The 24,333-nt window shown below is 62.3% G+C and carries 26 protein-coding genes and 1 pseudogene; 16 read left to right on the forward strand and 11 right to left on the reverse strand.

What is annotated here, in order from left to right; all coding sequences use genetic code 11:
* Positions 1 to 5 precede the first annotated feature (5 nt).
* From NKJ76_RS10580 to NKJ76_RS10595, 4 genes are all read right to left on the reverse strand, one after another.
* Complete coding sequence (locus tag NKJ76_RS10580; RefSeq protein WP_023702070.1) at positions 6 to 764, reverse strand: M48 family metallopeptidase; 759 nt, start codon at positions 762 to 764, stop codon at positions 6 to 8.
* A gap of 183 nt (positions 765 to 947) precedes the next feature.
* Complete coding sequence (locus NKJ76_RS10585) at positions 948 to 1,433, reverse strand: DUF2852 domain-containing protein (RefSeq protein ID WP_023672286.1); 486 nt, start codon at positions 1,431 to 1,433, stop codon at positions 948 to 950.
* 117 nt (positions 1,434 to 1,550) lie between these two features.
* Positions 1,551 to 2,693: a benzoate/H(+) symporter BenE family transporter gene (locus tag NKJ76_RS10590; protein WP_352537355.1), complete on the reverse strand. Its 1,143-nt coding sequence runs from the start codon at positions 2,691 to 2,693 to the stop codon at positions 1,551 to 1,553.
* 6 nt (positions 2,694 to 2,699) lie between these two features.
* On the reverse strand, positions 2,700 to 3,470 hold the full coding sequence (locus NKJ76_RS10595) for an alpha/beta hydrolase (RefSeq protein ID WP_023741294.1): 771 nt from the start codon (positions 3,468 to 3,470) through the stop codon (positions 2,700 to 2,702).
* A gap of 246 nt (positions 3,471 to 3,716) precedes the next feature.
* Here NKJ76_RS10595 and infC point away from each other — a divergent pair, with 246 nt between their 5' ends.
* From infC to NKJ76_RS10635, 8 genes are all read left to right on the forward strand, one after another.
* On the forward strand, positions 3,717 to 4,253 hold the full coding sequence (infC, locus tag NKJ76_RS10600) for a translation initiation factor IF-3 (protein ID WP_023744911.1): 537 nt from the start codon (positions 3,717 to 3,719) through the stop codon (positions 4,251 to 4,253).
* Between the two features lie 131 nt (positions 4,254 to 4,384).
* Positions 4,385 to 5,023: a methyltransferase family protein gene (locus NKJ76_RS10605; protein WP_023681388.1), complete on the forward strand. Its 639-nt coding sequence runs from the start codon at positions 4,385 to 4,387 to the stop codon at positions 5,021 to 5,023.
* A gap of 184 nt (positions 5,024 to 5,207) precedes the next feature.
* Positions 5,208 to 5,411, forward strand: a complete 204-nt coding sequence (gene rpmI, locus NKJ76_RS10610) for a 50S ribosomal protein L35 (protein WP_006201248.1) — start codon at positions 5,208 to 5,210, stop codon at positions 5,409 to 5,411.
* A gap of 39 nt (positions 5,412 to 5,450) precedes the next feature.
* Positions 5,451 to 5,852 carry a 50S ribosomal protein L20 gene (gene rplT / locus NKJ76_RS10615; RefSeq protein WP_023672281.1) on the forward strand — a complete coding sequence of 134 codons (402 nt, stop codon included), beginning with the start codon at positions 5,451 to 5,453 and terminating at the stop codon, positions 5,850 to 5,852.
* Between the two features lie 296 nt (positions 5,853 to 6,148).
* The gene (gene pheS / locus NKJ76_RS10620) at positions 6,149 to 7,201 is read left to right on the forward strand and encodes a phenylalanine--tRNA ligase subunit alpha (protein WP_032891898.1); all 1,053 of its coding nucleotides are present in this window, start codon (positions 6,149 to 6,151) and stop codon (positions 7,199 to 7,201) included.
* Complete coding sequence (locus NKJ76_RS10625) at positions 7,198 to 7,644, forward strand: GFA family protein (RefSeq protein WP_023681387.1); 447 nt, start codon at positions 7,198 to 7,200, stop codon at positions 7,642 to 7,644. Before pheS ends, NKJ76_RS10625 begins: the two co-directional genes overlap by 4 nt.
* A 2-nt stretch (positions 7,645 to 7,646) precedes the next feature.
* On the forward strand, positions 7,647 to 10,055 hold the full coding sequence (pheT, locus tag NKJ76_RS10630; protein ID WP_352537356.1) for a phenylalanine--tRNA ligase subunit beta: 2,409 nt from the start codon (positions 7,647 to 7,649) through the stop codon (positions 10,053 to 10,055).
* Between the two features lie 146 nt (positions 10,056 to 10,201).
* The gene (locus NKJ76_RS10635; protein WP_023725578.1) at positions 10,202 to 10,804 is read left to right on the forward strand and encodes a nucleotidyltransferase family protein; all 603 of its coding nucleotides are present in this window, start codon (positions 10,202 to 10,204) and stop codon (positions 10,802 to 10,804) included.
* A 148-nt stretch (positions 10,805 to 10,952) separates the two neighbouring features.
* On the opposite strand, the gene NKJ76_RS10640 is transcribed toward NKJ76_RS10635, so the two are convergent.
* On the reverse strand, positions 10,953 to 11,948 hold the full coding sequence (locus NKJ76_RS10640) for an aldo/keto reductase (protein WP_023725579.1): 996 nt from the start codon (positions 11,946 to 11,948) through the stop codon (positions 10,953 to 10,955).
* Positions 11,949 to 12,044: 96 nt separating this feature from the next.
* On the opposite strand from NKJ76_RS10640, the pseudogene NKJ76_RS10645 reads away from it, so the two are divergent.
* From NKJ76_RS10645 to NKJ76_RS10660, 4 genes and pseudogenes are all read left to right on the forward strand, one after another.
* A pseudogene (locus tag NKJ76_RS10645) lies at positions 12,045 to 12,924 on the forward strand (LysR family transcriptional regulator).
* 150 nt (positions 12,925 to 13,074) lie between these two features.
* Positions 13,075 to 13,653, forward strand: coding sequence for a cytochrome b (locus tag NKJ76_RS10650; RefSeq protein ID WP_023728093.1), 579 nt, complete (start codon positions 13,075 to 13,077; stop codon positions 13,651 to 13,653).
* Between the two features lie 68 nt (positions 13,654 to 13,721).
* On the forward strand, positions 13,722 to 14,297 hold the full coding sequence (locus NKJ76_RS10655; RefSeq protein WP_023681381.1) for a YceI family protein: 576 nt from the start codon (positions 13,722 to 13,724) through the stop codon (positions 14,295 to 14,297).
* 78 nt (positions 14,298 to 14,375) lie between these two features.
* Entirely contained in the window at positions 14,376 to 15,362 is a 987-nt protein-coding gene (locus NKJ76_RS10660) for a Gfo/Idh/MocA family protein (RefSeq protein ID WP_023693056.1), read from the forward strand.
* Positions 15,363 to 15,447: 85 nt separating this feature from the next.
* On the opposite strand, the gene NKJ76_RS10665 is transcribed toward NKJ76_RS10660, so the two are convergent.
* Positions 15,448 to 16,242 (reverse strand): alpha/beta fold hydrolase, encoded by a 795-nt coding sequence (locus NKJ76_RS10665; protein WP_352537357.1) that lies wholly within the window; start codon positions 16,240 to 16,242, stop codon positions 15,448 to 15,450.
* Positions 16,243 to 16,349: 107 nt separating this feature from the next.
* Entirely contained in the window at positions 16,350 to 16,715 is a 366-nt protein-coding gene (locus NKJ76_RS10670) for a VOC family protein (RefSeq protein WP_352537358.1), read from the reverse strand.
* 147 nt (positions 16,716 to 16,862) lie between these two features.
* Here NKJ76_RS10670 and NKJ76_RS10675 point away from each other — a divergent pair, with 147 nt between their 5' ends.
* Together NKJ76_RS10675 and NKJ76_RS10680 are read left to right on the forward strand one after the other, a co-directional pair.
* Positions 16,863 to 17,171: a hypothetical protein gene (locus tag NKJ76_RS10675; RefSeq protein ID WP_023681378.1), complete on the forward strand. Its 309-nt coding sequence runs from the start codon at positions 16,863 to 16,865 to the stop codon at positions 17,169 to 17,171.
* A gap of 32 nt (positions 17,172 to 17,203) precedes the next feature.
* Positions 17,204 to 18,094 carry a sigma-70 family RNA polymerase sigma factor gene (locus NKJ76_RS10680; RefSeq protein ID WP_352537359.1) on the forward strand — a complete coding sequence of 297 codons (891 nt, stop codon included), beginning with the start codon at positions 17,204 to 17,206 and terminating at the stop codon, positions 18,092 to 18,094.
* 30 nt (positions 18,095 to 18,124) lie between these two features.
* On the opposite strand, the gene NKJ76_RS10685 is transcribed toward NKJ76_RS10680, so the two are convergent.
* Positions 18,125 to 18,853, reverse strand: coding sequence for a GntR family transcriptional regulator (locus tag NKJ76_RS10685; protein ID WP_352537360.1), 729 nt, complete (start codon positions 18,851 to 18,853; stop codon positions 18,125 to 18,127).
* A gap of 147 nt (positions 18,854 to 19,000) precedes the next feature.
* On the opposite strand from NKJ76_RS10685, the gene NKJ76_RS10690 reads away from it, so the two are divergent.
* The gene (locus NKJ76_RS10690; protein ID WP_352537361.1) at positions 19,001 to 19,546 is read left to right on the forward strand and encodes an autotransporter; all 546 of its coding nucleotides are present in this window, start codon (positions 19,001 to 19,003) and stop codon (positions 19,544 to 19,546) included.
* A gap of 839 nt (positions 19,547 to 20,385) precedes the next feature.
* Here the strand turns inward: NKJ76_RS10690 and NKJ76_RS10695 are convergent.
* The 3 genes from NKJ76_RS10695 to NKJ76_RS10705 are packed head-to-tail and all read right to left on the reverse strand — an operon-like array spanning position 20,386 to position 23,268.
* Positions 20,386 to 21,000, reverse strand: a complete 615-nt coding sequence (locus NKJ76_RS10695; RefSeq protein WP_352514409.1) for a short chain dehydrogenase — start codon at positions 20,998 to 21,000, stop codon at positions 20,386 to 20,388.
* Between the two features lie 22 nt (positions 21,001 to 21,022).
* Positions 21,023 to 21,895, reverse strand: coding sequence for a dihydrodipicolinate synthase family protein (locus tag NKJ76_RS10700; protein WP_352537362.1), 873 nt, complete (start codon positions 21,893 to 21,895; stop codon positions 21,023 to 21,025).
* 17 nt (positions 21,896 to 21,912) lie between these two features.
* On the reverse strand, positions 21,913 to 23,268 hold the full coding sequence (locus NKJ76_RS10705; protein WP_352537363.1) for an NAD(P)/FAD-dependent oxidoreductase: 1,356 nt from the start codon (positions 23,266 to 23,268) through the stop codon (positions 21,913 to 21,915).
* 137 nt (positions 23,269 to 23,405) lie between these two features.
* On the opposite strand from NKJ76_RS10705, the gene NKJ76_RS10710 reads away from it, so the two are divergent.
* A complete protein-coding gene (locus NKJ76_RS10710; RefSeq protein WP_352514406.1) occupies positions 23,406 to 24,314 on the forward strand; it encodes a LysR substrate-binding domain-containing protein in 909 nt (302 codons plus the stop codon).
* Positions 24,315 to 24,333: the final 19 nt, after the last annotated feature.

Below are 24,333 nucleotides of genomic sequence, written 5' to 3' on the forward strand. Positions count from 1 at the left end.
GCAGGCTAATCGAACACGATCGCCTGCAGCGCGCCGCCATTGCGCTTCAGCCAGTCCTTGCAGCGGTCGGTATCGGGACAGAGCTGCTCGCACAATTTCCAGAATTTCGGGCCGTGGTTCATCTCCTTGAGATGCGCCACCTCATGCGCGACCAGGTAGTTTATCACCGGCGTCGGCGCCATCATGATGCGCCATGAGAAGGACAGATTGCCATCGGAAGTGCAGGAACCCCAGCGGCTCGACGTGTCCTTGAAGCGGATCGCCTTGGCGCGCTTGCCGATGGCCTCGGTATGCTTGACCACCAGCTTCTCGATGTCCTTCTTGGCCTCACGCTTGAGGAAATCGGCGATGCGGCGCGGCAAATGTATGCGCTCGCCATGGACGATCAGCAGCGGACCGCGCTCGTCGCGCGACACGGTGACGGTGCCGCGTTTCGACGGTTCGTGGACGATGCGATGCGCGACGCCGCGTATCGGGATCTTGATGCCGGGGCGCACTTGCGGCCGTGTCGGGACCTTGGCCAGACGCTGCTCCAGCCAGTCCTGGTGGCGGTGAAGGAATTTCTCCACCTCGCCGCGGCGCAGGCCCGGCGGCACGGTGATGCGCAGCCCCTGGCCGCCCGAATCGATGCGCAGCGTCAGCCGCCGTGCGCGGGCGCTCTCGACGATCCTGAGCGGCAGTGTGCGGCCGGCAACGACGTGCTCTCGCTCTTCGACAGGCGAGGGTTTTGGTTTGGTCAGGTTGCGGAAAAAGCCGAAGGACATGGCTGAACGATACGCGATTCGAGGAAAACGACCAGAACAAAAAAGAAACGGCGCCGCTCGCGCGACGCCCGTCCATCATGCCAAGGCCTGTCCTACAGCGCCGCGCGTCTCTGACGCGCAAAGGACGCTGTAGCACTCTGACCCCGAAAATCGGTTCCGATTTTCGGGGTCATGCGCGCAGCCTCAGTCGTCAAGCAGGTTCGGGCCCTTGCGCTTGGGGGTCGCGGGCTTGGCCGTTTCGGCCGAGCCTGTTTTCGCAGGCGCCGTCGACTTGTTGCGGTTGGCCATGAAGCGGTCGAACTCGTCCTGGTCCTTGGCGCGGCGCAATTCGCGGGCGTACTCATCGAACTCGCTCAGCATCTCGTCGAGCTTGCGACGCTCTTCGGCGAGGCGTTCGAGTTCCTTCTCGCGCCAGTCGTCGAAAGCGACATTGCCGGTGCGGGCCGAACCGTGGCCCCAGCGCGCGGCCTTGTCTGAACCGCGGCGGCAGCCGGCGAAGATGCCGTCGGTGGCCCGGTTGACGTCGCGCTTGAAGCCGTCAAGCCGGTCGCCCCAGATGATGTAGGCGAGCATGGCGAAGCCAAGCGGCCAGAACACCATGAAGCCGATCACCATCAGCGCGATGGTCGCCGGCGTCCAGGCCGGGCGGATCAATGCGGATGTGTTCATTTTCTCCCATTCCTTCGGTTGGAGACAGCCAAGAGTGGCTGCGTGGATTCGAAATGGGATGAGAAAAACGGCGATTCAAGACAACGTCCGCCAAAACCGGACAAGGGCCTGAAATGATTATCGCTTTTTGAGCGCTTCGAGGGAAAGCACGACCAGGCCAGCGACCAGACCCCAGAAGGCGGCGCCAACGCCGAACAAGGTCAGCCCTGACGCGGTGACCACGAAGGTGACCGTGGCGGCCATGCGCTGGTCCTCGTCCTTGAGCGCGATCGACAGCGCGTTGGCGAGCGATCCCATCAGCGCCAGGCCGGCTACCAGAACGATCAGGCTCTGCGGCAGCACTGCGAAGATCGCCACCAGCGAGGCGCCGAAAACCGCGAAAATCAGATAGGCAAGTGCATAGAAGGGTCCGGTCTTCCAGCGCTCGGCCGGGTCGGGATGGACGTCCGGCCCGGTGCAGATCGCCGCAGAGATCGCGGCCAGATTGGTGGTCGAGCCGCCAAACGGCGCCGACAGCAGCGAGAACAGGCCGGTGACGCCGATCAGCGGGCCGGGTTCGGGGTGATAGCCGGCGGCGCGCAAGACGGCGAGACCCGACAGGTTCTGCGACGCCATGGTGACGAGGTAGAGCGGCAGCGCCAGGCCGATGACAGCTGCGGCGCTGAAATGCGGGGCAATCAGCGTCAGCGTCGACAGTTCCGGCGCCGGCAGTCCGCCGACACGGCCTGTCAGGAATGCGGCGATGCCGCCGCCGATCAGCACCGCCAGCACCGACAGCGCCGGGTTGAACAGGCGAATGACGAAGAAGGCCGCGATCAGCGGCAGGATCAGCCAGGGATCGACCGGAATGGTCTTGACGGCATTGAGCGCGAAGGTGACGACGATGCCCGCCAGCATGCCGGACGCGACTGACGCCGGTATCCTTGATATCAGCTGGGTCAGCGGCTTGAACAGGCCGGTGGCGATCAAAATCAAGCTGGTGACGATGAAGGCGCCGACCGCATCAGCCATGGTAAACCCGCTCGATGCCGCCATCAGCGCCAGGCCCGGTGTCGACCAGGCGGTGATGATGGGTATTTTCGTGCGCCAGGACAGCCACAAGCATTCGATCGCCATCGCCACGCACACTGCCGTCACCCAGCTCGCGGTTTCGGCTTGCGTGGCGCCAACCGCCTTGGCGGCGGCAATGACGACGGCCAGCGTGCCGCCGAAGCCGACGATTGCCGCGACAAAGGCGGATATCGGGATGGAAATGCGCATTCTTGCCTACCCCGCCCGCTGAACCATGTCGCCCACCGCCCTCAGCAGCATGTCGAGATCCTGCGGCCGCGACAGCCGGTGGTCGCCGTCGGGAATGAGCGACAAGGTGACGTCGTCGGCCGGCAGCAGCGAGACCAGCTTCAGCGCATGGCTTGCCGGCACATCGGCATCGGCCAGGCCCTGCAGGATGTGGACGGGGCAATGGGTATCGATCGGCCCGGTCATGACCCGGTTCGCCCTGCCGTCCTCGATCAGCGCGCTTGTGTAGATGTAAGGCTCGGCGGAATAGTCCGAAGGTTCTTCGAAAAAGCCTTTCTCCCGGAGGTCGCGCCTCTGTTCCTCCGTCAGAGCCGGCTCGACCAGCTCGGCGGTGAAATCCGGCGCCGGCGCGAGCAGCACCAGGCCAACCACATTGCTGTCGCCCGCCTTGCGCAGCTCCTGCACCATGCGCAGCGCGATCCAGGCGCCCATCGACGAGCCGACCAGGATTTGCTTGCCCTCGGTGAAATGCCGGAAGGCGGCGAGGCTCTCGCCAAGCCATTTCGAGATAGTACCGTCGGCAAAGGCGCCGCCGGATTCGCCATGGCCGGAATAGTCGTGGCGCAGATATGCGCGGCCTTCCCTGGCCGCCCAATCCGACAGCGTTTGCGCCTTCGTGCCCAGCATGTCGGATTTGTAGCCGCCGAGCCAGACGACGCCGGGCGTTGCGCCCGAGGAATGGCGAACCGCGATATCGATGCCGTCGACATCCAGCAGGGTTGGGGTGGTCGCGGTCATGGCTGTGGATCAATCCTGGTTCTGGGGGCCTGATTGTGGGAGCCTGATTTTACTCGCCGGTCTTTTGACACAGGCACAGGCGAGGCGGAAAGTGCTCGCGACATCCTTTGTTTGGTGCAGGCCTGCGATCAGGGTGATTTTCTGTCAGCGCTGTGCTATTGACTCCGCCCGCGCGCTCACCACATTGGCGCGTCCTGAACATTCTAGATTGAAACCCTGAACGAAACGGCCAAGGAGACCACGACCATTCGCAGACCTTTCAAAGCAGCGGCGCCCACCAAAGATGGCCCGCGCTCCAACCGTGATATCCGGGTGCCCCGGGTCCAGCTGATCGACGCCGATGGCCAGAACCGCGGCGATATTTCCATCAACGACGCATTGCTGCTCGCCGAAGAGGCAGGGCTCGATCTGGTCGAGATCTCGCCCAATGCGGTGCCGCCTGTCGTCAAAATTCTCGATCTCGGCAAATTGAAATACGCCAACCAGAAGAAGGCGGCCGAGGCGCGCAAGAACCAGAAGGTCATCGAGATCAAGGAGATCAAGATGCGCCCGAACATCGACAGCCATGACTACGAAACCAAGATGAAGGCCGTGCGGCGCTTCTTCGAGGAAGGTGACAAGGTCAAGCTGACGCTGCGCTTCCGCGGCCGCGAGATGGCGCATATGGAACTCGGCATGCAGCTCCTGAACAAGGTGCGCGAGGAGACGGCTACCATCGCCAAGGTCGAAGCCGAGCCGAAGCTGGAAGGCCGCCAGATGATGATGGTGCTGGCCCCGCGCTAGATCAGTTCGGGCGTTGCGCTCTAAATCCGCCTGAATCCTGTCTCATGGCGTCCCGGCGATCGGCGGGACGCCTATTCTCCTGTCCAGACGCCGCGATCGCCGGCAAGTTTTTCGACGATCGGATTCCCGACATGGCCAATGAAATCAACCCTGCGCCCATCAAGGAGCTGGGCGGCTACCAGCACATGCGCCGCATGGTGCTTGCGGTGCTGGTGGTGGTGCTCTTTGCGGCACTGCTGTTCGGCCAGTCGACCTTCCCGCCCGATACCCCGGTGCATGAAACGATCGAGATGGTCGGCGTGCTGCTGATCTTCCTTGGCGTCGTCGGCCGCTTGTGGTCGACACTCTATATCGGCGGGCGCAAATCCTCCGAAGTGGTCACCGGCGGGCCCTATTCGATCACCCGCAATCCTCTCTACGTGTTCTCGACCGTTGCCGCCGCCGGCGTCGGGGCGCAGATCGGCTCGTTCTCCGGCATCGTCCTGTTTGCGCTTTTGTGCGCCGGCGCCTTCCACATCGTCATCCTGCGCGAGGAACGGTATCTCAAGGAGGTTCTCGGCGCGCCCTACACAGCCTATCTGGCGCGGGTGCCGCGTTTCTTCCCCCAGCTGTCGCTCTACCAGGAAGGCGACACCGGCAGCTTCAAGCCGCGCCTCTTGCTGACCACCTTGCTCGACGGGCTGGTGTTTCTGGTGGCGTTGCCGGTGTTCGAGACCATCGATGGTGCCCAGCAATCGGGCATTCTGCCGGTGCTGTTTAGGCTGCCCTGATCGCGGAGAGAGCGTCGCAGCCGCTCGGGTGTTGCGCGCCAGCCCGCTTTGACGTATAGGACCGCCGTTCCAAGAAAACCGCCCGGCAGGGCATGCCGTGGCGGTTTCATTTGCTTTTCGGGCTTTTGGTCCGCCCGAAGCGAACAAGAAGCGCGATTGTGCGCCACCAATACGGAGTAGCAAAATGCCCAAGATGAAGACCAAATCGGCCGCCAAGAAGCGGTTCAAGATCACAGGTACGGGTAAAGTCCTGTCGGCTGCGGCCGGCAAGCGTCACGGCATGATCAAGCGTTCCAACAAGTTCATTCGAAATGCCCGCGGCACGATGGTTCTGGCTGAACCGGATGGCAAGAAGGTCATCAAGAATTTTCTGCCGAACGGCCTCTGAGCATTCGGTTTCAGGAACAGCGTTTAAGGAGATCATGACATGGCACGCGTAAAAAGAGGCGTCACCTCGCACGCCAAGCACAAGAAGGTCCTGAAAGCCGCGAAAGGCTTCTACGGCCGCCGCAAGAACACCATTCGCATCGCCAAGCAGGCGGTCGAAAAGTCGATGCAGTATGCGTATCGCGACCGCAAGAACCGCAAGCGCTCGTTCCGCGCGCTGTGGATCCAGCGCATCAACGCCGCGACGCACGAGCATGGCCTGACCTATGGCCGCTTCATCGACGGCCTCAACAAGTCCGGTATCGAGATCGATCGCAAGATCCTGTCCGACATGGCCATCCATGAACCGCAGGCGTTCGCCGCACTCGTGGCCAAGGCCAAGGTCGCGCTCGAATATCTGAAGAACACCACCCCGAATGCTTTTGAAAGCGCTGTCGCCTAGAGCATGATGCCAAAAAGTTGCTGACTTTTTGGACAACATCATGCTCAGGGAAATTTAGCGAGGAGCGCGATCTTTCCGAAAAGTCTGCAACTTTTCGGGATCGGCCTCCGAGCCCAGCGCTTCCCAGCATTCGCAATTCTGATTGGGGAACCCGCGCTGGCACGGCTGGCGCGGGTTTTTCTTATGGCTGAACTTTCAACTTGAAAGTGACTTTCACCTCAAAGTTGACTCCCAACACAGCGAGTTTGACCGTGAACGACATAGCTACCGGCTTGGATACTCTCGAAAACTCCCTGATGGCCGACGTCGCGTCGGCCGCCGATGAGGCTGCTATCGAAGCCGTGCGCGTCGCGGCTCTCGGCAAAAAGGGGTCGATCTCGGAATTGCTGAAGACACTGGGCGCGATGAGCGCCGAGGAGCGCCAGGTCAAGGGCCCCGCGATCAACGGCCTGAAGAACCGCGTCACCGAAGCGCTGACGACACGCAAGGCCGAGCTGAAGGATGTGGCGGTCACGGCGCGCCTTGCCGCCGAGACGGTCGACGTGACGCTGCCGGTGCGGCAATCGCCGGCCGAGCGCGGCCGCATCCATCCGATCAGCCAGGTCATCGACGAGATCGCGGCGATCTTCGGCGATCTCGGCTTTGCCATCGCAGAAGGTCCCGATGTCGAGAGCGACTATTACAATTTCACCGCGCTGAATTTCCCCGAAGGGCATCCGGCGCGCGAGATGCACGATACCTTCTTTTTCCAGCCGGACGAAAAGGGCGAGCGCAAGCTGTTGCGCACGCACACCTCGCCGGTACAGATCCGCACCATGGAGAAGCAGAAGCCGCCGATCCGCATCGTCATTCCCGGCAAGACCTACCGGCAGGATTCCGACGCTACCCACTCGCCGATGTTCCATCAGGTCGAGGGGCTGGTGATCGACAAATCGGCCAATGTCGCCAACATGAAGTGGGTGCTGGAAGAATTCTGCAAGGCTTTCTTCGAGGTGCCGCAGGTCAAGATGCGCTTCCGGCCGTCGTTCTTCCCGTTCACCGAGCCAAGCCTCGAGGTCGACATCCAATGCGACCGCTCGCGGCCCGGCGAAGTGCGCTTCGGCGAAGGCTCCGACTGGATGGAGATCCTCGGCTGCGGCATGGTCCACCCCAATGTGCTGCGCGCCGGCGGGCTCGATCCCGACGAATATCAGGGCTTTGCCTGGGGCATGGGAATCGACCGCATCGCCATGCTGAAATACGGCATGCCGGACCTGCGCGCCTTCTTCGACGCCGATGTCCGCTGGCTGTCGCATTACGGTTTCCGGCCGCTCGACATGCCGACGCTGTTCGGAGGTCTTTCCGCATGACGGCGCCGCACGCCGGTGGCTGCCGCTGCGGCGCGGTACGGTTCGAGGCCTCGGTCGAACCGCACCATGTCAGCTATTGCCATTGCGGCGATTGCCGGCGCGCCAGCGGCGCGCCGGTGTCGGCCTTTGTCGGCTTCCTTACCGAGCAGGTGGCTTTCACCGGCAAGGCACTGAAGATGTACGAGAACGGCCCGGTTACACGCTCGTTCTGCGGCATTTGCGGCTCGCCTATCGCCTATGTCGACGAGCGGCTGGAAGACCACATCTATTTCATGCTGGGCGCCATGGACATGCCGGCTTATTTCCGGCCGACGCACCATGCCTATGTGCGCGAGCAGCTGCCCTTCGTGCATATGCCCGACGACTTGCCGCGCCATTTGAAGACAAGCGTGCCCAGACCCGATGGACAAGGTCCGGGCGGGTACAGACAAAACGGAACATAGTGATGAAACTCACCCTTTCCTGGCTCAAGGATCATCTCGACACCGACGCCACGCTCAACGAGATCGTCGAGAGGCTGACCTCGATCGGCCTCGAAGTCGAGCATGTCGACGACAAGGCCGGCCTGAAGCCGTTCGTCATCGCCAAGGTGCTGACGGCGGTGCAGCATCCCGACGCCGACCGGCTGCGGGTGCTGACCGTCGACACCGGCAATGGCGCAGCCCCTGTCCAGGTGGTGTGCGGTGCGCCGAATGCCCGCGCCGGCCTGATCGGCGCCTTCGCCGCGCCCGGCGCCTATGTGCCCGGTATCGACGTGACGCTGACCGTCGGCAAGATCCGCGGCGTCGAGAGCCATGGCATGATGTGTTCCGAGCGCGAGCTGGAGCTGTCGGATGAGCACAATGGCATTATCGACCTGCCGGCCGATGCGCCTGTCGGCACCAGCTTCGCGGCTTACGCGCATCTCGACGATCCGGTGATCGAGATCAATCTGACGCCGAACCGGCCGGATGCGACCAGCATTTACGGCGTCGCCCGGGACCTGGCGGCAAGCGGGCTTGGCCGGCTCAAGACCGCGCCGGTCGAAGCGGTCCCTGGCAAAGGTGAAACGCCGGTCAAGGTGACCATCGAGGCGCCGGAGCTCTGCCCCGGTTTCGCGCTGCGCCTGGTGAAAGGCGTGAAGAACGGGCCGTCGCCGAAATGGCTGCAGCAAAGGCTGATCGCCATCGGCTTGCGCCCGATCAGCGCGCTGGTCGACATCACCAACTACGTCACCTTCGACCGTGGCCGGCCGCTGCATGTGTTCGATGCCAAGAAGGTCGCCGGCAATCTCGTCGTGCGCCGCGCACGCGACGACGAGAAGGTGCTGGCGCTTGACGGGCGCGAATACACGCTGACGCCGCAGATGTGCGTGATCGCCGACGACAATGGCGTCGAATCGATCGCCGGTGTCATGGGCGGCGAGCATTCCGGCTGCGACGAGAACACCACGGACGTGCTGATCGAATCCGCTCTTTGGGATCCGATCACCACGGCCCGCACCGGCCGTACGCTCGGCATCATCACCGATGCCCGTTACCGTTTCGAGCGTGGCGTCGACCCGGAATTCATGGTGCCCGGCGTCGAACTGGCGACAAAGCTGGTGCTGGAGTTCTGCGGCGGAGAGCCGACCGAGACGGAGGTGGTCGGCTATGCCGGCTACAAGCCGAAGATCGTTTCCTTCCCGATCTCGGAAGTGAAGCGGCTGACCGGCATCGAGGTGCCGAAGGCGGAAAGCCTCGACATCCTTTCGCGCCTCGGCTTCGAGCCGCAGGGCTCGGACGACATCGTCGATGTGGCGGTGCCGTCCTGGCGGCCCGATGTCGATGGCAAAGCCGACCTGGTCGAGGAAGTCATGCGCATTCACGGCGTCGACAACATCGCGCCGCAGCCGCTCGGCGCTCATGACGCGGTCAATTCCAAGATCCTGACGACGCTGCAGGTGCGCACCCGCATTGCTAAGCGCTCGCTCGCCGTGCGGGGCATGCTGGAGGTTCTCACCTGGTCGTTCATCCCGGCCAAACACGCCGAACTGTTCGGCGGCGGCCAGACGGCGCTGAAGCTCGCTAATCCGATTGCAGCCGACATGTCCGATATGCGGCCCTCGTTGTTGCCCGGCCTGATCGTCGCCGCGCAGCGCAATGCCGACAAGGGGATCGGCGATGTCGCGCTGTTCGAGGTCTCCGGTACCTATGAGGGCGACGGCCCCGACCAGCAGCGGCGCGTTGCCGCCGGTGTGCGCCGCGGCACCGCCAAGCTCGACGGTTCCGGCCGCAGTTGGGCCGGCAATTCCGGTCCGGTCGGCGTGTTCGACGCCAAAGCCGACGCGATTGCAGCGCTGGAAGCCTGCGGCGCGCCGGTCGACAGGCTGCAGATCGAGCCAGGCGGTCCGGCCTGGTATCATCCCGGCCGCTCCGGCACGATCAAGCTCGGCCCGAAGACAGTGCTCGGCACCTTCGGCGAGTTCCACCCGAAGACGCTGGAGGGGTTGGACGTTTCCGGACCGATCTGCGGTTTCGAGGTCTATATCGACGCCGTGCCGGAACCGAAGGCCAAGCCGACGAAAACCAAGCCGAAGCTCGAGCTGTCCGCCTTCCAGGCGGTGAAGCGCGACTTTGCTTTCGTCGTCGAAAAGGCGGTCGAGGCCGGTACGCTGGTGCGCGCGGCGCTCGCTGCCGACAAGAAGCTCATCACAGGCGTTTCGGTGTTCGACGTCTTCGAGGGGGCATCTCTCGGGGTCGCCAAGAAGTCGATTGCCATCGAAGTGTCTATCCAGCCGGTTGAAAAGACGCTCACCGACGAGGATTTCGAGGCGCTGGCCAAGCGCATCGTCGACAATGTCGGCAAGCAAACGGGCGGCTTGCTGAGAACGTAGAGCGGCTAACGCCCGCCCTACATATTTCGCCTTCACGCAATTCTTAGGGAAAGCGCGGCGCGCTTTCCCGGGAAAACCGCTACACACTTTTCCTGGAATTGCTTCTGAGGATTGCCGTCTGGTGGCGAATCGCTCTCCAAAGGGCGATGGACCATCTGCGCTATTCCGGTCTGCCGTTCGAAGCCCAGCGCGAAGCGTTTCTCGCCATGGTGTTGGCGGATGCGCTCGTCAGCGACGCGCTGGAGCGGGCACGGACGCTGGCGTTGCCGGACTGGCTGGTGGTGTCCGGTGCGCTCTACAACAGCGTCTGGAACCACCTGACCGGCAAGCCGCCGGGCTACGGCATCAAGGATGTCGATCTCTTCTACTTCGATGACAGCGACCTGTCCTACGAGGCCGAGGACGCGGTCATCCGCCGGGCCGCGCAGCATTTCGAGGGGCTGGCTCTGCCGGCCGAGGTGCGCAACCAGGCACGGGTGCATCTGTGGTATCCGCAGAAATTCGGCCAGCCCTGCCCGCGCTATACGAGCTCCAGCGAGTCGGTGAGCTATTTCGCCTCGAAGACGCATGCGGTCGGGGTGCGATACGATGCCGACGGGCAGCTTGAGGTCGTGGCGCCGTTCGGGCTGGATGACCTCTTCGCGTTTCGCATCACGCCCAACCGGCTGATGGATAACAGGCGCACGCATGAGGCCAAGGGGGCGAGGGCGAAGGCGTGCTGGCCGGAGATTACGGTGGTGCCTTGGTAAGACTTACCCTCCCCCTTGTGGGGAGGGTCGGCTCGCTGTCGCAGCGAGGCGGAGACAGAGAGACGGGGTGGGGGTGCGCCCTACGAGGACCCCCACCCCGATCCGCTTCGCGGATCGACCCTCCCCACAAGGGGGAGGGTAAAGGCACTCACCCATTCACCAGCGCCAACAGTTCCTCCGTATAGCGCTTGCCAACCACCTTGTCCGGCGACAGCGCATCTCCAATCGCCGCGACCTCGGCCGCGCTCAGCTCGATCCCGACCGCCGCCGTGTTCTGCTCGAGATGGCGTATCTTTCTTGCGCCGGGGATCGGCACGATGAAGTCGCCCTGGTGCAGCACCCAAGCCAGCGCCAGCTGCGCCGATGTGACGCCTTTTTCCACCGCCAGCTTTTCCAGCGTCGCAATGACCTTGGCGTTTGCCGCCATGGCGTCGGCTTGGAAACGCGGCAAGGTGCGGCGCCAATCGTCGTCGCTGAGGGCCTCGGGCTTGGCGATGGTGCCGGTGAGCAGGCCGCGACCGAGCGGGCTGTAGGGGACGAAGCCGATGCCGAGTTCGCGGCAGACATCGAACACTTCGTCTTCGGGGTCGCGGCTCCAAAGCGAGTACTCACTCTGCACGGCAGCGATCGGATGCACGGCGTGCGCCCGGCGGATGGTGGCGGCACTGACCTCCGACAGGCCCAGCGCCCGCACCTTGCCATCGCGCACCAGCTCGGCCATGGCACCGACCGTGTCCTCTATCGGCACGTCGGGATCGACGCGGTGCTGGTAGTAGAGGTCGATAACATCGGTATCGAGCCGCTTCAGCGAGGCTTCGGCCACCGCCTTGACGTGCTCCGGGCGGCTATCGACGCCGACCATGCGTTCGAGGCCTGAGCCTTCCTCGGAAATCTTGAAGCCGAATTTGGTGGCGATCGTCACCCTGTCGCGCACCGGCTTCAACGCCTTGCCGAGAAGGATCTCGTTCTCAAAGGGACCATAGACTTCGGCGGTGTCGAAAAACGTCACGCCGATCTCGACAGCGCGGCGCAGCGTGGCGATTGCATCCGCCTCGGCCTGACCGCCATATGCGAAGCTCATGCCCATGCAGCCGAGGCCGACGGGGAAGACTTCGAGTTCAGTACCAAGTTTGCGGGTTTTCATGGCGCATCTCCTTGTTGCGATGAAACAGAGATAGCGCCTAGCTTTACGTTCGATAATTGGCTGTCATTCGCACGGGCTGTTCTATAAAATAGAGCAATGAACCGAGCGCATCTTTCTCAACTCGCTGTACTGGCAACAGTCGCCCAATGCGGTAGTTTTCGCGGCGCGGCGCGCGAACTGGCCATCGCGCCCTCGGCAGTTATCCAGCCTGGAGGCGCGGCTCGGCGTGCGGCTTTTGGCGCGCAGCACCCGCAGCGTGGCACCAACGGAGGAGGGCGCGCAGCTGCTCGAACGGCTGCGGCCGGCGCTGTCCGAGATCGATCTGGCGCTGGAAACGGCGATCGAGGCGCGCGACCGGCCGGCCGGGAACCTGCGGCTGACCGTGCCGCGCACCGCGGCCCACCTGGCATTGACGCCCAGGCTCGGCGGCTTTGCCGCGGCCTATCCTGACATCGTGCTGGAAATCGTCATCGAGGATCGCTTCACCGACGTCGTCGAAGGCGGCTTCGATGCCGGCGTGCGGCTCGGTGAGAGCCTGCAGCGCGACATGATCGCGGTGCGCATCGGACCGGACCTTCGCGGCGCCGTGGTCGGCGCGCCATCCTATTTCGCGACCATGCCAAGACCCCGCCATCCGCGCGATCTTGCCGACCACCGCTGCATCCGCTTCCGTTTTTCCAGCGGCATTCTTTACCGCTGGGAATTCGAGAAGGATGGCGAAGAGATCGAGATCGCGGCGCAAGGGCCGCTGATCCTCGACGAAGACCATCTGATCGCCCAGGCGGCGGTCGACGGCGCTGGGCTCGCCTTCGTCTTCGACGATTATGTGCGCGCGCCGCTCGCCGACGGTCGCTTGATCCGCGTGCTGGAAGACTGGTGTCCGCCCTTCGACGGTTTCTTCGTCTACTACCCCAGCCGCCGCCAGATGCGCCCGGCGCTGCGGGCGTTTGTGGATTTCTTCAAGGCCGGTGCTTAGCCACCTCCCCCTTGTGGGGAGGGTCGATCCGCGTAGCGGATCGGGGTGGGGGTCTTCGTAGGGCGCTACCCCCCACCCCGTCGCTTCGCGCCGACCCTCCCCACAAGGGGGAGGGTGGAAGAAAGCCCAGCTGCCATTCGTTCACCAACCATGCCGGCATTCATCACCAACAACTCAACCCGCTACGGCTGGGCGGCGATCGTCCTCCACTGGCTGATCGGCATCTTGTTCATCGGCCAGTTCATGCTCGGCTTCATCATGGTGCGGTTGACCAGCCAGCGCACCGCCTTCGAGCTGATCCAGCTGCACAAATCCTTCGGCTTCCTGCTGCTCGGCCTCCTCATCCTGCGCTTTGCCTGGCGGCTCGGCAATGCGGCCCCGGCCTTGCCGGCCTCGGTCGGAGGCCTGGAGCGTCGGACGGCGCCGCTGGCACATCTGGCGCTTTATGGCTTCCAGCTCGCGGTGCCGCTGTCCGGCTGGGCACTGGTTTCGGTGTCGATGCTGGAGATACCCAGCATGCCGTTCAACCTGTTCGTGATGCCGAACCTGCCGCTCGGCGTGTCCGATGCGGCGGAAAACTTCTGGGCGGTAGCACACTGGTATCTCGCCTATGCCGGCATTGCCTTGGTCGCGCTGCATGCACTGGCGGCACTGCGGCATCATTTCTGGCTCCACGACAGCGTGCTCACGCGCATGATCACGCCTTCGTCAGATCAGGACATGGAATAGGGCGCGCCGCGCATTCGTTCATTGGAGTGAGGGCGCAACACTTCGCCTGCCCCAGAAGGACAAAACCCATGTATGCGCGCATCTTCGGATTGGCGGCTGTTGCCGCTTGCCTTGCCATGCCTGTCTCCGCCGCTGTGGACCTCGGCGACGCCGCCGGCAGCTACACGGTCAACCCGGCCAGCTCCAGCATTCGCTTCTCCATCGGCAAGGTCGGTGGCGGCGGCCTCGACGGCGCCTTTGGCCGCTTCAAGGGCTCCATCCGCATCGACAACAGCGATGTCGGCCGTTCCGCGGTCAACTTCACCATCTATCCCGAAAGCGTCGGCACCGGCCAGGGCCGCATCGACGCCTTCCTGCGCTCCGATGCGGTGTTCGACGTGGCCAACAGCCCCGAAATCCAGTTCCGCTCGACCAGCGTAACCCGAACCAGCGACACCACGGCGCTGGTCAGCGGCCGGCTGACGGCGCGCGGCAAGACGTTTGCGGAAAAGTTCACTGCCGAGCTCGGCGGGCTAAAGGGCGGCGTCATTAAATTCCACGTCACCGGCAAGGTGCTGCGCTCCCGGTACGGCATGGATGTCGGCACGCCGATCTATTCGAATATCGTCAATTTCGACATGACGCTGACGGGCAAGCGAGGCTAGCAGGACCAGCGATCCGCATTGGCTTTTCCCGCAATTTCGGGCAAACCTCCTCGCCTGTAAATCGATAGGAGAAGCCTGATGTTCCGATGGGGTGTTTTGTCGACGGCCAAGATCGGCCGCGAGCAATTGTTGCCGGCAATCGTCGAGGCCGAGAATGGCGTTTTGTCCGCGATCGCCAGCCGCGACCTGTCGAAGGCCGAGGCCCTGGGCGAGCGGTTCGGCGCCAGGCATGCCTTTGGTTCGTATGAGGAGCTTCTCGCTTCGAAAGACGTCGACGGCGTCTACATCCCGCTGCCGACCTCGCAGCATGTCGAATGGACGGCCAAGGCCATCGAAGCGGGAAAACATGTGCTGGTGGAGAAGCCGCTGGCGCTCGACGCCAAGGACATCGCGCCGCTGATCAAGCTGCGCGACCAGAAGAAGGTGCTGGTCTGCGAGGCCTTCATGGTCATCTACCACCCGCAATGGATCAAGGTGCGCGATCTCATCGCCGATGGCGCCATCGGCCGGCTGCGCCATGTGCAGGGCGCCTTCTCCTATTACAATGTCGATCCCACCAACATGCGCAACCAGCTCGATCTCGGCGGCGGCGCGCTGCCTGATATCGGCGTCTATCCGACGGTGTCGACGCGGTTTTCAACCGGCAAGGAGCCGCTGCGCGTGCAGGCGACGATCGAGCGCGATAAAAAATTCGGCACCGACATCTATTCCTCGATCCGCGCCGATTTCGGCGACTTCGAACTGTCCTTCTACCTCTCGACGCAGATGGCGGCGCGGCAGGTGATGGTGTTTCACGGCGAGAAGGGTTTCATCGAGGTGTTCTCGCCGTTCAATGCCGGGCTCTACGACCATCACCGCATCGAACTGCACAACCAGAACCATACGGAGGCGCAGGTGTTCCGCTTTCCCGGCACCCAGCAATACCGGCGCGAGGTCGAGACGTTTGCCAGGGCGGCACAGGGCGGCAAGGAGCGTGTCTTCACGCTGGAGGAGTCCGTGCTCAACCAGAAGGTCATCGACGCCATCTTCCGCGCCGGCGGCAAGGAAGGCTGGGAGGCCGTCTGATACACCAATCTTAGCCGGTAATTTCATGGGAGAAGGGCGTCCGCATTGTGCATGCGGACGCTCCTTTCCTATTGGACTGACGATCTCACGCGCCTCTGAGCGTCAGGTGCAAGGTCTCGGCGAAGCGGTCGGGATAGGGCGCAAAGCCCATATGGTCGCCGGGGAAGGCGGCGCGCTTGCTGCCGAGCCTGTCGGCCAGCGCCTTGCCCATGCCGTCGATCGGCTGGCCGATGGACTCTTCGCCGATGCCGACCACGACCGGGCGGCCGCGCAGCGCCTCGATATCAGGACGGTAGAGCGACAGCGGCATGACGCCATGCGCCAGCCAGTATTCGAAATTGCCGCTGACCCTGGCAAAGGTCTCGGCCTCCTCGGGCGACGGTTCGAACGAAGGCGGTCCGTCTTGCGGCCCGGCTTCATCCTGACCCGGCCCTTCCGACAGGCCGTTCTCGCTGAAGAATTTCTGCATCGCCGCCTCGACACCCTGGCTGCGATAGGTGTCGTGCAGGTCGCGCATGCCGGCCAGTGACGGCGACGGGTCGTCGAGCAGCATCATGCTGGGCGGCTCATGCGCCACCAGCGCACGAACCCGGCCGGGATGGCGGGCGGCGAGGTTGAGCCCGATCTGGGCGCCGCCGCTGGTGCCGAACACATAGGCCGGTCCGGCGCCAAGCGCCTCGATCAATCGCGCAGCATCGTCGCCATGGACATCGAGGTCCTGCTCTTGCGGCTCTCCGTCGAAGGTGCTGCGCGAATTGCCGCGCGGATCATAGGCGACCACCGTGTAGCGGTCGGCGAGGTGGCCCGCGACATCGGCGAAGACGCCGGCGTCCTGCGGTCCGCCGGGGATTATCAACAGTACGGGGCCGGAACCGCGCATCTCATACTAGAGGCTGGCGCCCGGTACTTTCAGCGTCGACGTTTGGGGGGTCATGTCCATCTCTCCTGTTGTTCTCATGTCAAAGTTCGGGTTTGCGCCGGGTCCGATCATTTGCTGGCGACAACCATGCGGTTGCCCTCGCTGTCGCGGAATTCGGCGACCGTGCGGCCCGGCTGCCAAGGCGCTTCCTGCGGCTCGGTGATGATTTCGACGCCGCGCGCCTTCAGGCCCGCGACCGTTGCCTCGACATCGCCATCAACGAGCACCAGCACGGGCTCAGTGCCCGGCGTGTCATCGGGGCGTTTGACGAAATGCAAATTGGTGACGGCGCCGGGAAATGTCCGCTCGATCCAGCGCCAGCCGCTGTCGCCCATCAGCTGGTCCTCCGCCACTTGGCAAGCAAGATGTCCGGTGTAGAAGGCCTTGGCGCGGTCCTGGTCGAACACCGGCAATTCGGCAAACTGGATGTGCATGATGGGTCTCTCCTGCTCCTGGACGGCTGCCGCGCAGCCGTCGACGGGAAAGACGATCCGGACGATCGAAAAGATTCGCCGGGCGACGAATCTTTTCGAGGCCGCGAAACGTCTTCTCTGTGCAGAGTTGAAAAACAGGAGACGACAATGGGCTACAATCTCATCCGCTACGGCGTGAAGGACGAAAGCATCGCCGAGAACCGTATGCTGGTTGCACAGGTGTTCGAGGCACTCGACGACACGAAGCCGCAATCCGTGCGCTACCTCGTCCTGGAACTGGAGAATGGCGAGTTCATCCATCTTGTCAGCCAGGATGGCGACGGCCTGACCGGGCTCGCAGCCTTCAAGGCCTTCAGCGCCGATCATGCCGGACGCCGCTCGACGCCGCTTGCCAGATCGCCGGCAAAGATCGTCGGCAATTATCGTATGCTGGCCGGCGAGGTCGTGCCGGCTTGAATGCAAAGACCGGCATTTTGGGAACGGACAGGATGAACACAGCAAAACTCGACCGCGTTGCCCTGGAGGCGATGCTCGGCTCCTTGCGACCGAAGCTGCACCGCTACTGCGCCCGCATGGCCGGCTCGGTGATCGATGGCGAGGACATCGTCCAGGAGACACTGATCAAGGCACTGCAGGCCATCGACGGCGACGCCGCCGTCGAGCGTCCGGAGCAATGGCTGTTCCGCATAGCCCACAATGCCGCGCAGGATCATCTGCGCCGGCGCCAGCGGGAGCAGGCGCGCATGAGCGAGACCGACATGACGACGATCGAAGACCCCTCCGCAAGCGCCGATGCGAGGCTCGCCACCGCCGCCAGCCTGCGAAGCTTCATGCAGCTGGCAACAGTGCAGCGCAGCGCCGTGATCCTTGTCGACGTGCTTGGCCTCAGCCTGCACGAAACCTGCGAAGTGTCCGGCGCGACCCTGGCCGCGACCAAGGCAGCGCTGCATCGCGGGCGGTCGCAGCTGCGCCTGCTGGCGTCACAGGACGAGCAGGCGCCTGCCCCAAAACTCGACGCCGGTGACGAGCGGCACCTGCGCCGCTATGTCGACCTGTTCAACGCGCGCGACTTCGACGCCGTGCGCGCGTTGATTGCCGAGGACATCCAGCTTGAAGTCGTCAATCGCACCCGCATGCGCGGCAAGGCGCAGGTTTCCAACTATTTCGGCAATTACGACCGTGTCCAGGATTGGGCGCTGTCGCTCGGCTTCGTCGACGGCAGGCCGGCCATCCTGATCCGCAGCCCGCAAGCGGGAGATGACGCCGTGCGCGGCTTCATGCTGGTCGACTGGCAGGATGGAAAGGTCAGCCATATCCGCGATTTCCGCTACGCGCCCTATTGCCTTGCCGATGCGGACATCCGCTTCATCGACGAGTAAGCATCGGCCAGAGAGCGCGGGCTTCGCGCCTCAGGCGAAGCTTTGCAAATTGGCGTCCTGCAGCTTGGAGCCGGCGAGCAAGGCCTCGAGCACCTGCTTCTTGAGCGACAGGCACTGCGAGCGGGCAAGCTTTGCGATGGCCGAGACTTCGGCCAGCTCGCAGGCAAGCACCAACTCCTTCTGCTGGCCGATGATCGCTTGCGTGAAGTCGCGCGATTTGAAGCCGAGATGGAGGACACGCTCCGACTGGTCGAGCGTTTGGTCGAGCAGGCGAACCAGCCGCAGATTGCCGGAGAGTTCGGCCAGGGCCAGGCGAAAGGCGCGGTCGGCCGCCAGAAAGGCGACATGTCTGCGCAGCGTCTCCGGCTTCAGCACCTTCTGCGCCGCCAGCCTGATGTCGTCGAGCCCGCGTTCGGTGAGGTTTGCCGCGGCCACCCGGAACACTTCCGGTTCGATCAGGCTGCGGACGTCGAAGATCTCGTTGACGTCGCGCAGGCTGAGCGGTGCGATGACATAGCCGCGGCGCGGCTCGCTCTTGATCAGCCCTTCCTGCGTCAGGCGGGCCAAAGCCGAGCGGATCGTCGCCTTTCTGATCTGGTAGCGGTCGCCGATCTGCTTTTCGGTCAGGCTTTCGCCGGGTTGCAGGACGCAGGCGACGATGTCGCTCTTCAGCTGCTCATAAGCTTCCTCGCTGCGCAATATGTCGGCGGTCGACGGCGCCTTGACGGCGGACGGTGACACTGATTTCGGAAGAGCCATATCTGCCTGCCCGTGTGGTCTGCCCGCGTGGTCTGCCCGCGTAGTCTGCTTGCCCGTTTCGAGCATCCGGTTGACGGGTCTGTCGGCATTCGCTAGCCTGAGCATCTCAGTTGTATTGGTTGAGCTTCCCAATGGAGATGACGACAAATGTCTCTTGCCGCCAACTCGCCTCTTTACGCCGTAACCGCCGATATCGTCAACGCAGCCAAAGGTGGTGCTCATGTCTTCGAACGGGTCAAGGCGGTGCTGCGCGAACACACCGACCGCTTCCATGCATCAGGCGTGCTCGCGCATGAGGAAGACGACGATGAGGTGCTGCTGCACGCCAGCCCTGACTTGACCATCTACCACATCACGCTGTCACCCGGCCTGCAGTACCCGCCGCACAACCATCTGATGGATGCGCTGATCGGCATCTACAAGGGCAGCGAGACCAACTTCATCTATCCCGTCGACGGCAGCGAGATCGATGCGCCGGAACGCCACGACATCGCGGCGCCCGCGGTGGTGCATATGACCCCGGATACGGTGCATGCGGTCGCCAACACCGGCAGTGCCCGCTCAGGCGCACTGCATGTCTATCTCGGCAATCTGACCGAGACCCACCGCCACATGTGGAGTCCGGACAGCACCCAGGCCGAGCCGTTCGACAATGAGCGGTATCTGGCTGGGGCGAGGCCGATTGGGCCCTGATCCGGGATAGGCGGAATAACGGTCGGCGCATACCGGCCCATTTCAAGAACACCGCAGCGCGTTGATGAGCACAGTTAGTGCGGCAGGCTGATGCTGGCGACTGGGGTAATACATGAAGAAGCCTGGAATAGGCGGCGTCCAGTTCTCCAGCACTCGAATGAGGCGGTGCTCGGCAGCGTGTTCCGCGACCTGCTCTTCATATGTGAGGCTAAGACCGGCTAGCGGATCGCAGGAAATCACAGTTTCGGCGGAAATGGCGCGCCCGAAGAGAAGCAGCGCACGATCGCCTTAACCATTGATTCTGTTTATCTATTTTCATCGTATCGTAGCACGCCTGTAGCATGAATCGGCGACAAAGGCCACTGCGGCTAGCCGAAAGATTGGGGCACCGATCTTGCAACGCTTGCGTTGGCAATGACTGATCTGGGCTGAGGGCGGACGTTCCGGCTTTCGGGATGTTTGCAGTCCGGAAGCAGACGTTCATGCACAGTGTGGCTTGCAACGCGGTGCACGAATTCCGGCATGAAAGCATCTCAATCAGTTCGATCCGGAAACGCTATTGCCTCTCCCGACGCAGCGGATTGCGTTTCGTAGACGTACACCAATCGCGGTAATGGTTCCGGTCATTGTTCTGCGGTTATCGTCGGCAAGGTGACAGTCCGGGTAGACGAGCATAGCGATCTGGCTGAATGGCTCTGTGAAAATACGGGGGCGCTCTAGAGTGGTGATCGATGTGTCGCCGCTCAAACGTGCCCAATGCAACAAGCGGGCCGAGGTCTTCATATCCAGAGTATTTCCCTGCGCCAGCTCGCAGATCTGCCCGTTGTGCCACATTCGGGTCAGCGATCTCGTGACCATCCAATCCTGTAAACGCATCCTGTTTGCTTGCCTTCGACACATTTGACGTAACCAAGCACCACGTCGTTCGTCGCGACGGCCTTCGAACCCCGGAAGTAAGGACCGTAGAGTGCAGAGGACTCCTCGAGCATAGTCGGACCCACCAGATTGATCCGACGATCTTGCCGAAGCTCAATTGCAGCACTTCGGACAAATCCCTCGAGCGCGCCGTTGACGATCGCGGACGATGTCCCAAGCGGTATCGGATCGTCGTTCGTTGGACCGGAGGTCAACGTGAACGATCCTTCCTCGCGAAGGAATTTAAGTCCAAGTCTGACAAGGTTCACCTGCCCCATAAGTTTGCTTTGCAAGCCGATTGCATACTGCTCAATGGTGAACTCCGCGAGCGGGGCGAAATGAACCGTGCCCGCTGTGCATACCAGGGCATCGAACTCGCCGATCTGGCTGAACATTCGACTTATGCTCGAGGGATCGTCGATATCGACCCGGAAATCGCCGGTGCTTCGGCCGACAGCGATGACATCATGCCGTCTGCCGAGTTCGGCCGACACGGCCTTGCCGATCACGCCACTCGCACCAACATGAACGATTCTCACGAAGCCCTCGCCTCTCTTCGCTCTAGACGCCCAACGGTTCAAGCGAACGGCGAAGCTGCGCTTCCTGATCTGCCGATAGCTTCCTTAATGGGCTGCGAACATTTCCTGTCCCGTAGCCGCGCAGTTGCGCCGCTCGAAGCACCGACGGCGTATAGGGCGACCTCCAGATAAAGAGCAACGAGGGCAACATGCGCTGCCAGAGCGCTAGCGCCTGTTCGTACTCATTGCGGTCCACCAATCTATATAGCTCGACCGCTTCAGAAGGCATGTAATTCGCACCGCCCCATATGACGCCGCGTGCCCCGGCCATCAACGCGTAGAGTGTGGTGGTGTCGCAGCCATTGAGGACCGTGCCGCTTGTCTGCAGGTATTCCTGATGGACAGTAAAGTCCCCTGCACTGTCCTTGATGTAGTTGAAGTTCTTCAACTGGCTCAGGCGCTCAAACAGCTGCGGTGAAACCGAAATGCCGGTGGCCTGTGGGATGTTGTAGCCGACCAGGTCGATACCCAGTTCGGCATCGATCGCTTTGTAGAAGTCGAAGATTCCCTGCTCATCACTCGGACCCTCCAGGTAGGGTGGCAGCACCATCAATGCGTCGGCGCCGACGGACTCCGCGTGACGCGACCTTCTGATGACTTCGTCCATATTCAAAGCGGAGGTCTGGCAAATGACGTTGCAGCGACCAGCTATTCGCTTTGCGCCTACTTCGTAGAGGCGGTTGCACTCGGCCTCGGTAAGATAGGGATGTTGCCCGGTCCCTGAGCCAAGCACCAGCCCGTGAACACCTGCGGCGACGTACTTGTCGATCAGATCCTCGAAAATCGAATAGTTGATCGCACCATTCTCATCGAACGGTGTCTGCATTGCCAGATTTATGCCCTTCAGGTCCGCCATGATCTCTCTCGTTGTATCTAGACTTCAGCTCCGGCCTGTCGGAAACGGACCGCGGTTACGATTCGAACGCCCATCGCTGTGACAGGCCTGGGATACGGCTTGCTGGGACTTGCGCGAGTCTTGAGGATGTCGACTACCGGCGACGATCGCCCTGACGCCAGGTCGGCTATGGCCTTGCCGAAGGCAGCTCCTCGCGCGACGCCTGTACCGTTGCAGAATGCGGCGCCGTAGACCTTCTCCGCCAACTCGCCGAAGACCATTCCGCCATTTTGCGCGAGAGTAAGAAGGCCACCCCAACTGGCCTCGAATCCCATCGACGAGAGCTCCGGCCACCGCCGATCGAATGCGATCTGCTGCTGCACCCGAGCCTTCATCACGTCCTGCGTGGTGGTCTTGAAGTCCGTCGCATAGGAATAGACGTTGCGAAGGAAAAGCCGGTTGTCGATCGTGCGACGAACCGTCGTGCCGAAGCTGTTGGCTGGGATAAGTCCGTAAGCTCTCTTGTTCCCCACCTGCGAAAGCTCGCTCTTGGTGAGCTGTCGTGTCATGCTCGCAAATGTGTACAGCGGTATGGCGCGGTTGTCGAAGAAACCGAACTTGGTCAGATAGCCTGACGCGCAGATGATGACCTTCGACGCCCTGATAGTTCCGGTGGGGGTCTCGCAGACGTGCTTCGGTGCCCCGAACTGCACCGCCACGATGGGGGTGTTTTCGTGAACGGTGACGTTCGCGGGCAGGCTTCTTGTCGCATTCTGGAGATATTTCGCAGGCTGGACCAAGACGGTGCCGGGATGATGCAAGGCTTTGATGTAGTGCTTGCTGCCGGTGATCGCCTGAATTTCGGGGGTCTCCACCCAGCTGTAGTTCTGGCCAAGCTTATCCAGCGCCGCCGAAAAGCGGTGCAGGTCCTCCACGCCGTGAGCGGTGGCCGCGCTGTGGTATTTTCCCTGCGCGTCCCAGTCGCAATCGACCCCATGCTCTTCGACAGCGCTTCGGATGTAGGCGATCCCGTCCAGGTTAACGAACAACTCTTCCTTGTTCCCTTTGATGTCTTCGACGAAATCGCGCTTCCGGGGATTGTGCGCGAGATCGATGACGAAACCCATGCACCGTCCGGATGCATTGTTGCCAATGCGGCCGGCATCTACCAAGACAACCGAAGACTGCGGGTTGAGTTCGGCAAATCGACGGGCCGCGTGCAGCCCCATCCAGCCGCCGCCAATCACCAGGCAGTCACATGCAACGTCGCCTTCTTGAGGTAGCAGCGCCAACTCCGGCCCTGACGTAGTGTACCAACCGGACATAGTCGGTTCGGGATGGGGTGGCTGAACGACTTTGCGCTCTTTCGTCATCGTTTGGTTGAACGAATTCACTGCCAACTCGCTGGGTTCAGGCGACCGATGACGAAGGCTTGGCAACAATCCGCGGTCGCATTGTTTCCCTGTTCGAATAGACCAGTTGGCGGGCATCTCGTAGACGGAAAAGATGGCGTCTGATATAGAACTGCTTCATGTCAAAGCTTCGTAGCCTGGTGCCTTCGACGCATTCGCTTTTTGTCTTCGAAGCGGCTGCCCGAACCCTGAGTTTCAAAAGCGCAGCCAGCGAGCTCAACGTGACGCAACCGAGCGTCTCGCACTCGATCAAGTCGTTCGAGAAGCATTGCGGGACCGCGCTCTTTGCCCGTGATAATCGAGGCGTGCAGCTGACGGAGGCTGGCCGGCAGCTCTACGATGAGGTGCGCACCAGTTTCCGCCGTCTGGAACAGAGGCTTGAGACCATCTCCGATCGCGGAAAGAAATACATCACTTTTGCTGCGTCGACATCCCTAGCCGCACATTGGCTTGCGCCTCAACTCTATCATTTCCAGGAAGAACATCCGGACGTTATGATCAAGGTTGTCGCCACCGATCGGGATATCGAGCCCGATCACGAAGTGGACGTCACCGTATGGGTGCGCCCACGGGATTTTGACAGTACGAATAGTTGGTTCGTATGCGACGAGATCATTTTTCCCGTCTGCTCCCCCGCATATCTTCTGGCACATGCCGCTCCAAAGAGCGTCGATGAATTGGTTCGACACCAGCTCATTCATTCGTCCGATGCTTTTCGCAAGCGAATGAGCTGGCCGGAATGGGTCGCGCTTGCAGGCGGAGATGCCAACGAGACAAAGCCTAACATTGTATTCAATGACTATCAGCTGACGCTTCAAGCAGCTCTTGCAGGCGAAGGAATCGCATTGGGATGGTCCCTGACCGCCCAACACCTGCTCAACAACCGCCAGCTGGTTCGGCCCATCGCGACCGAGATCAAGACCGACCGCGCCTTCTTCCTCTTGTCAAATGAAGATGCCGGCAAAAACAAGAAGTGCAAGGTTCTTGTGGACTGGTTCCTCGCTCAGTCGAAGGAATTGCGCCCTTAGACCGGCTACCGGCGTCGCG

The organism is Mesorhizobium sp. M0029, assembly GCF_040323735.1.
Classification (GTDB): Bacteria; Pseudomonadota; Alphaproteobacteria; order Rhizobiales; family Rhizobiaceae; genus Mesorhizobium.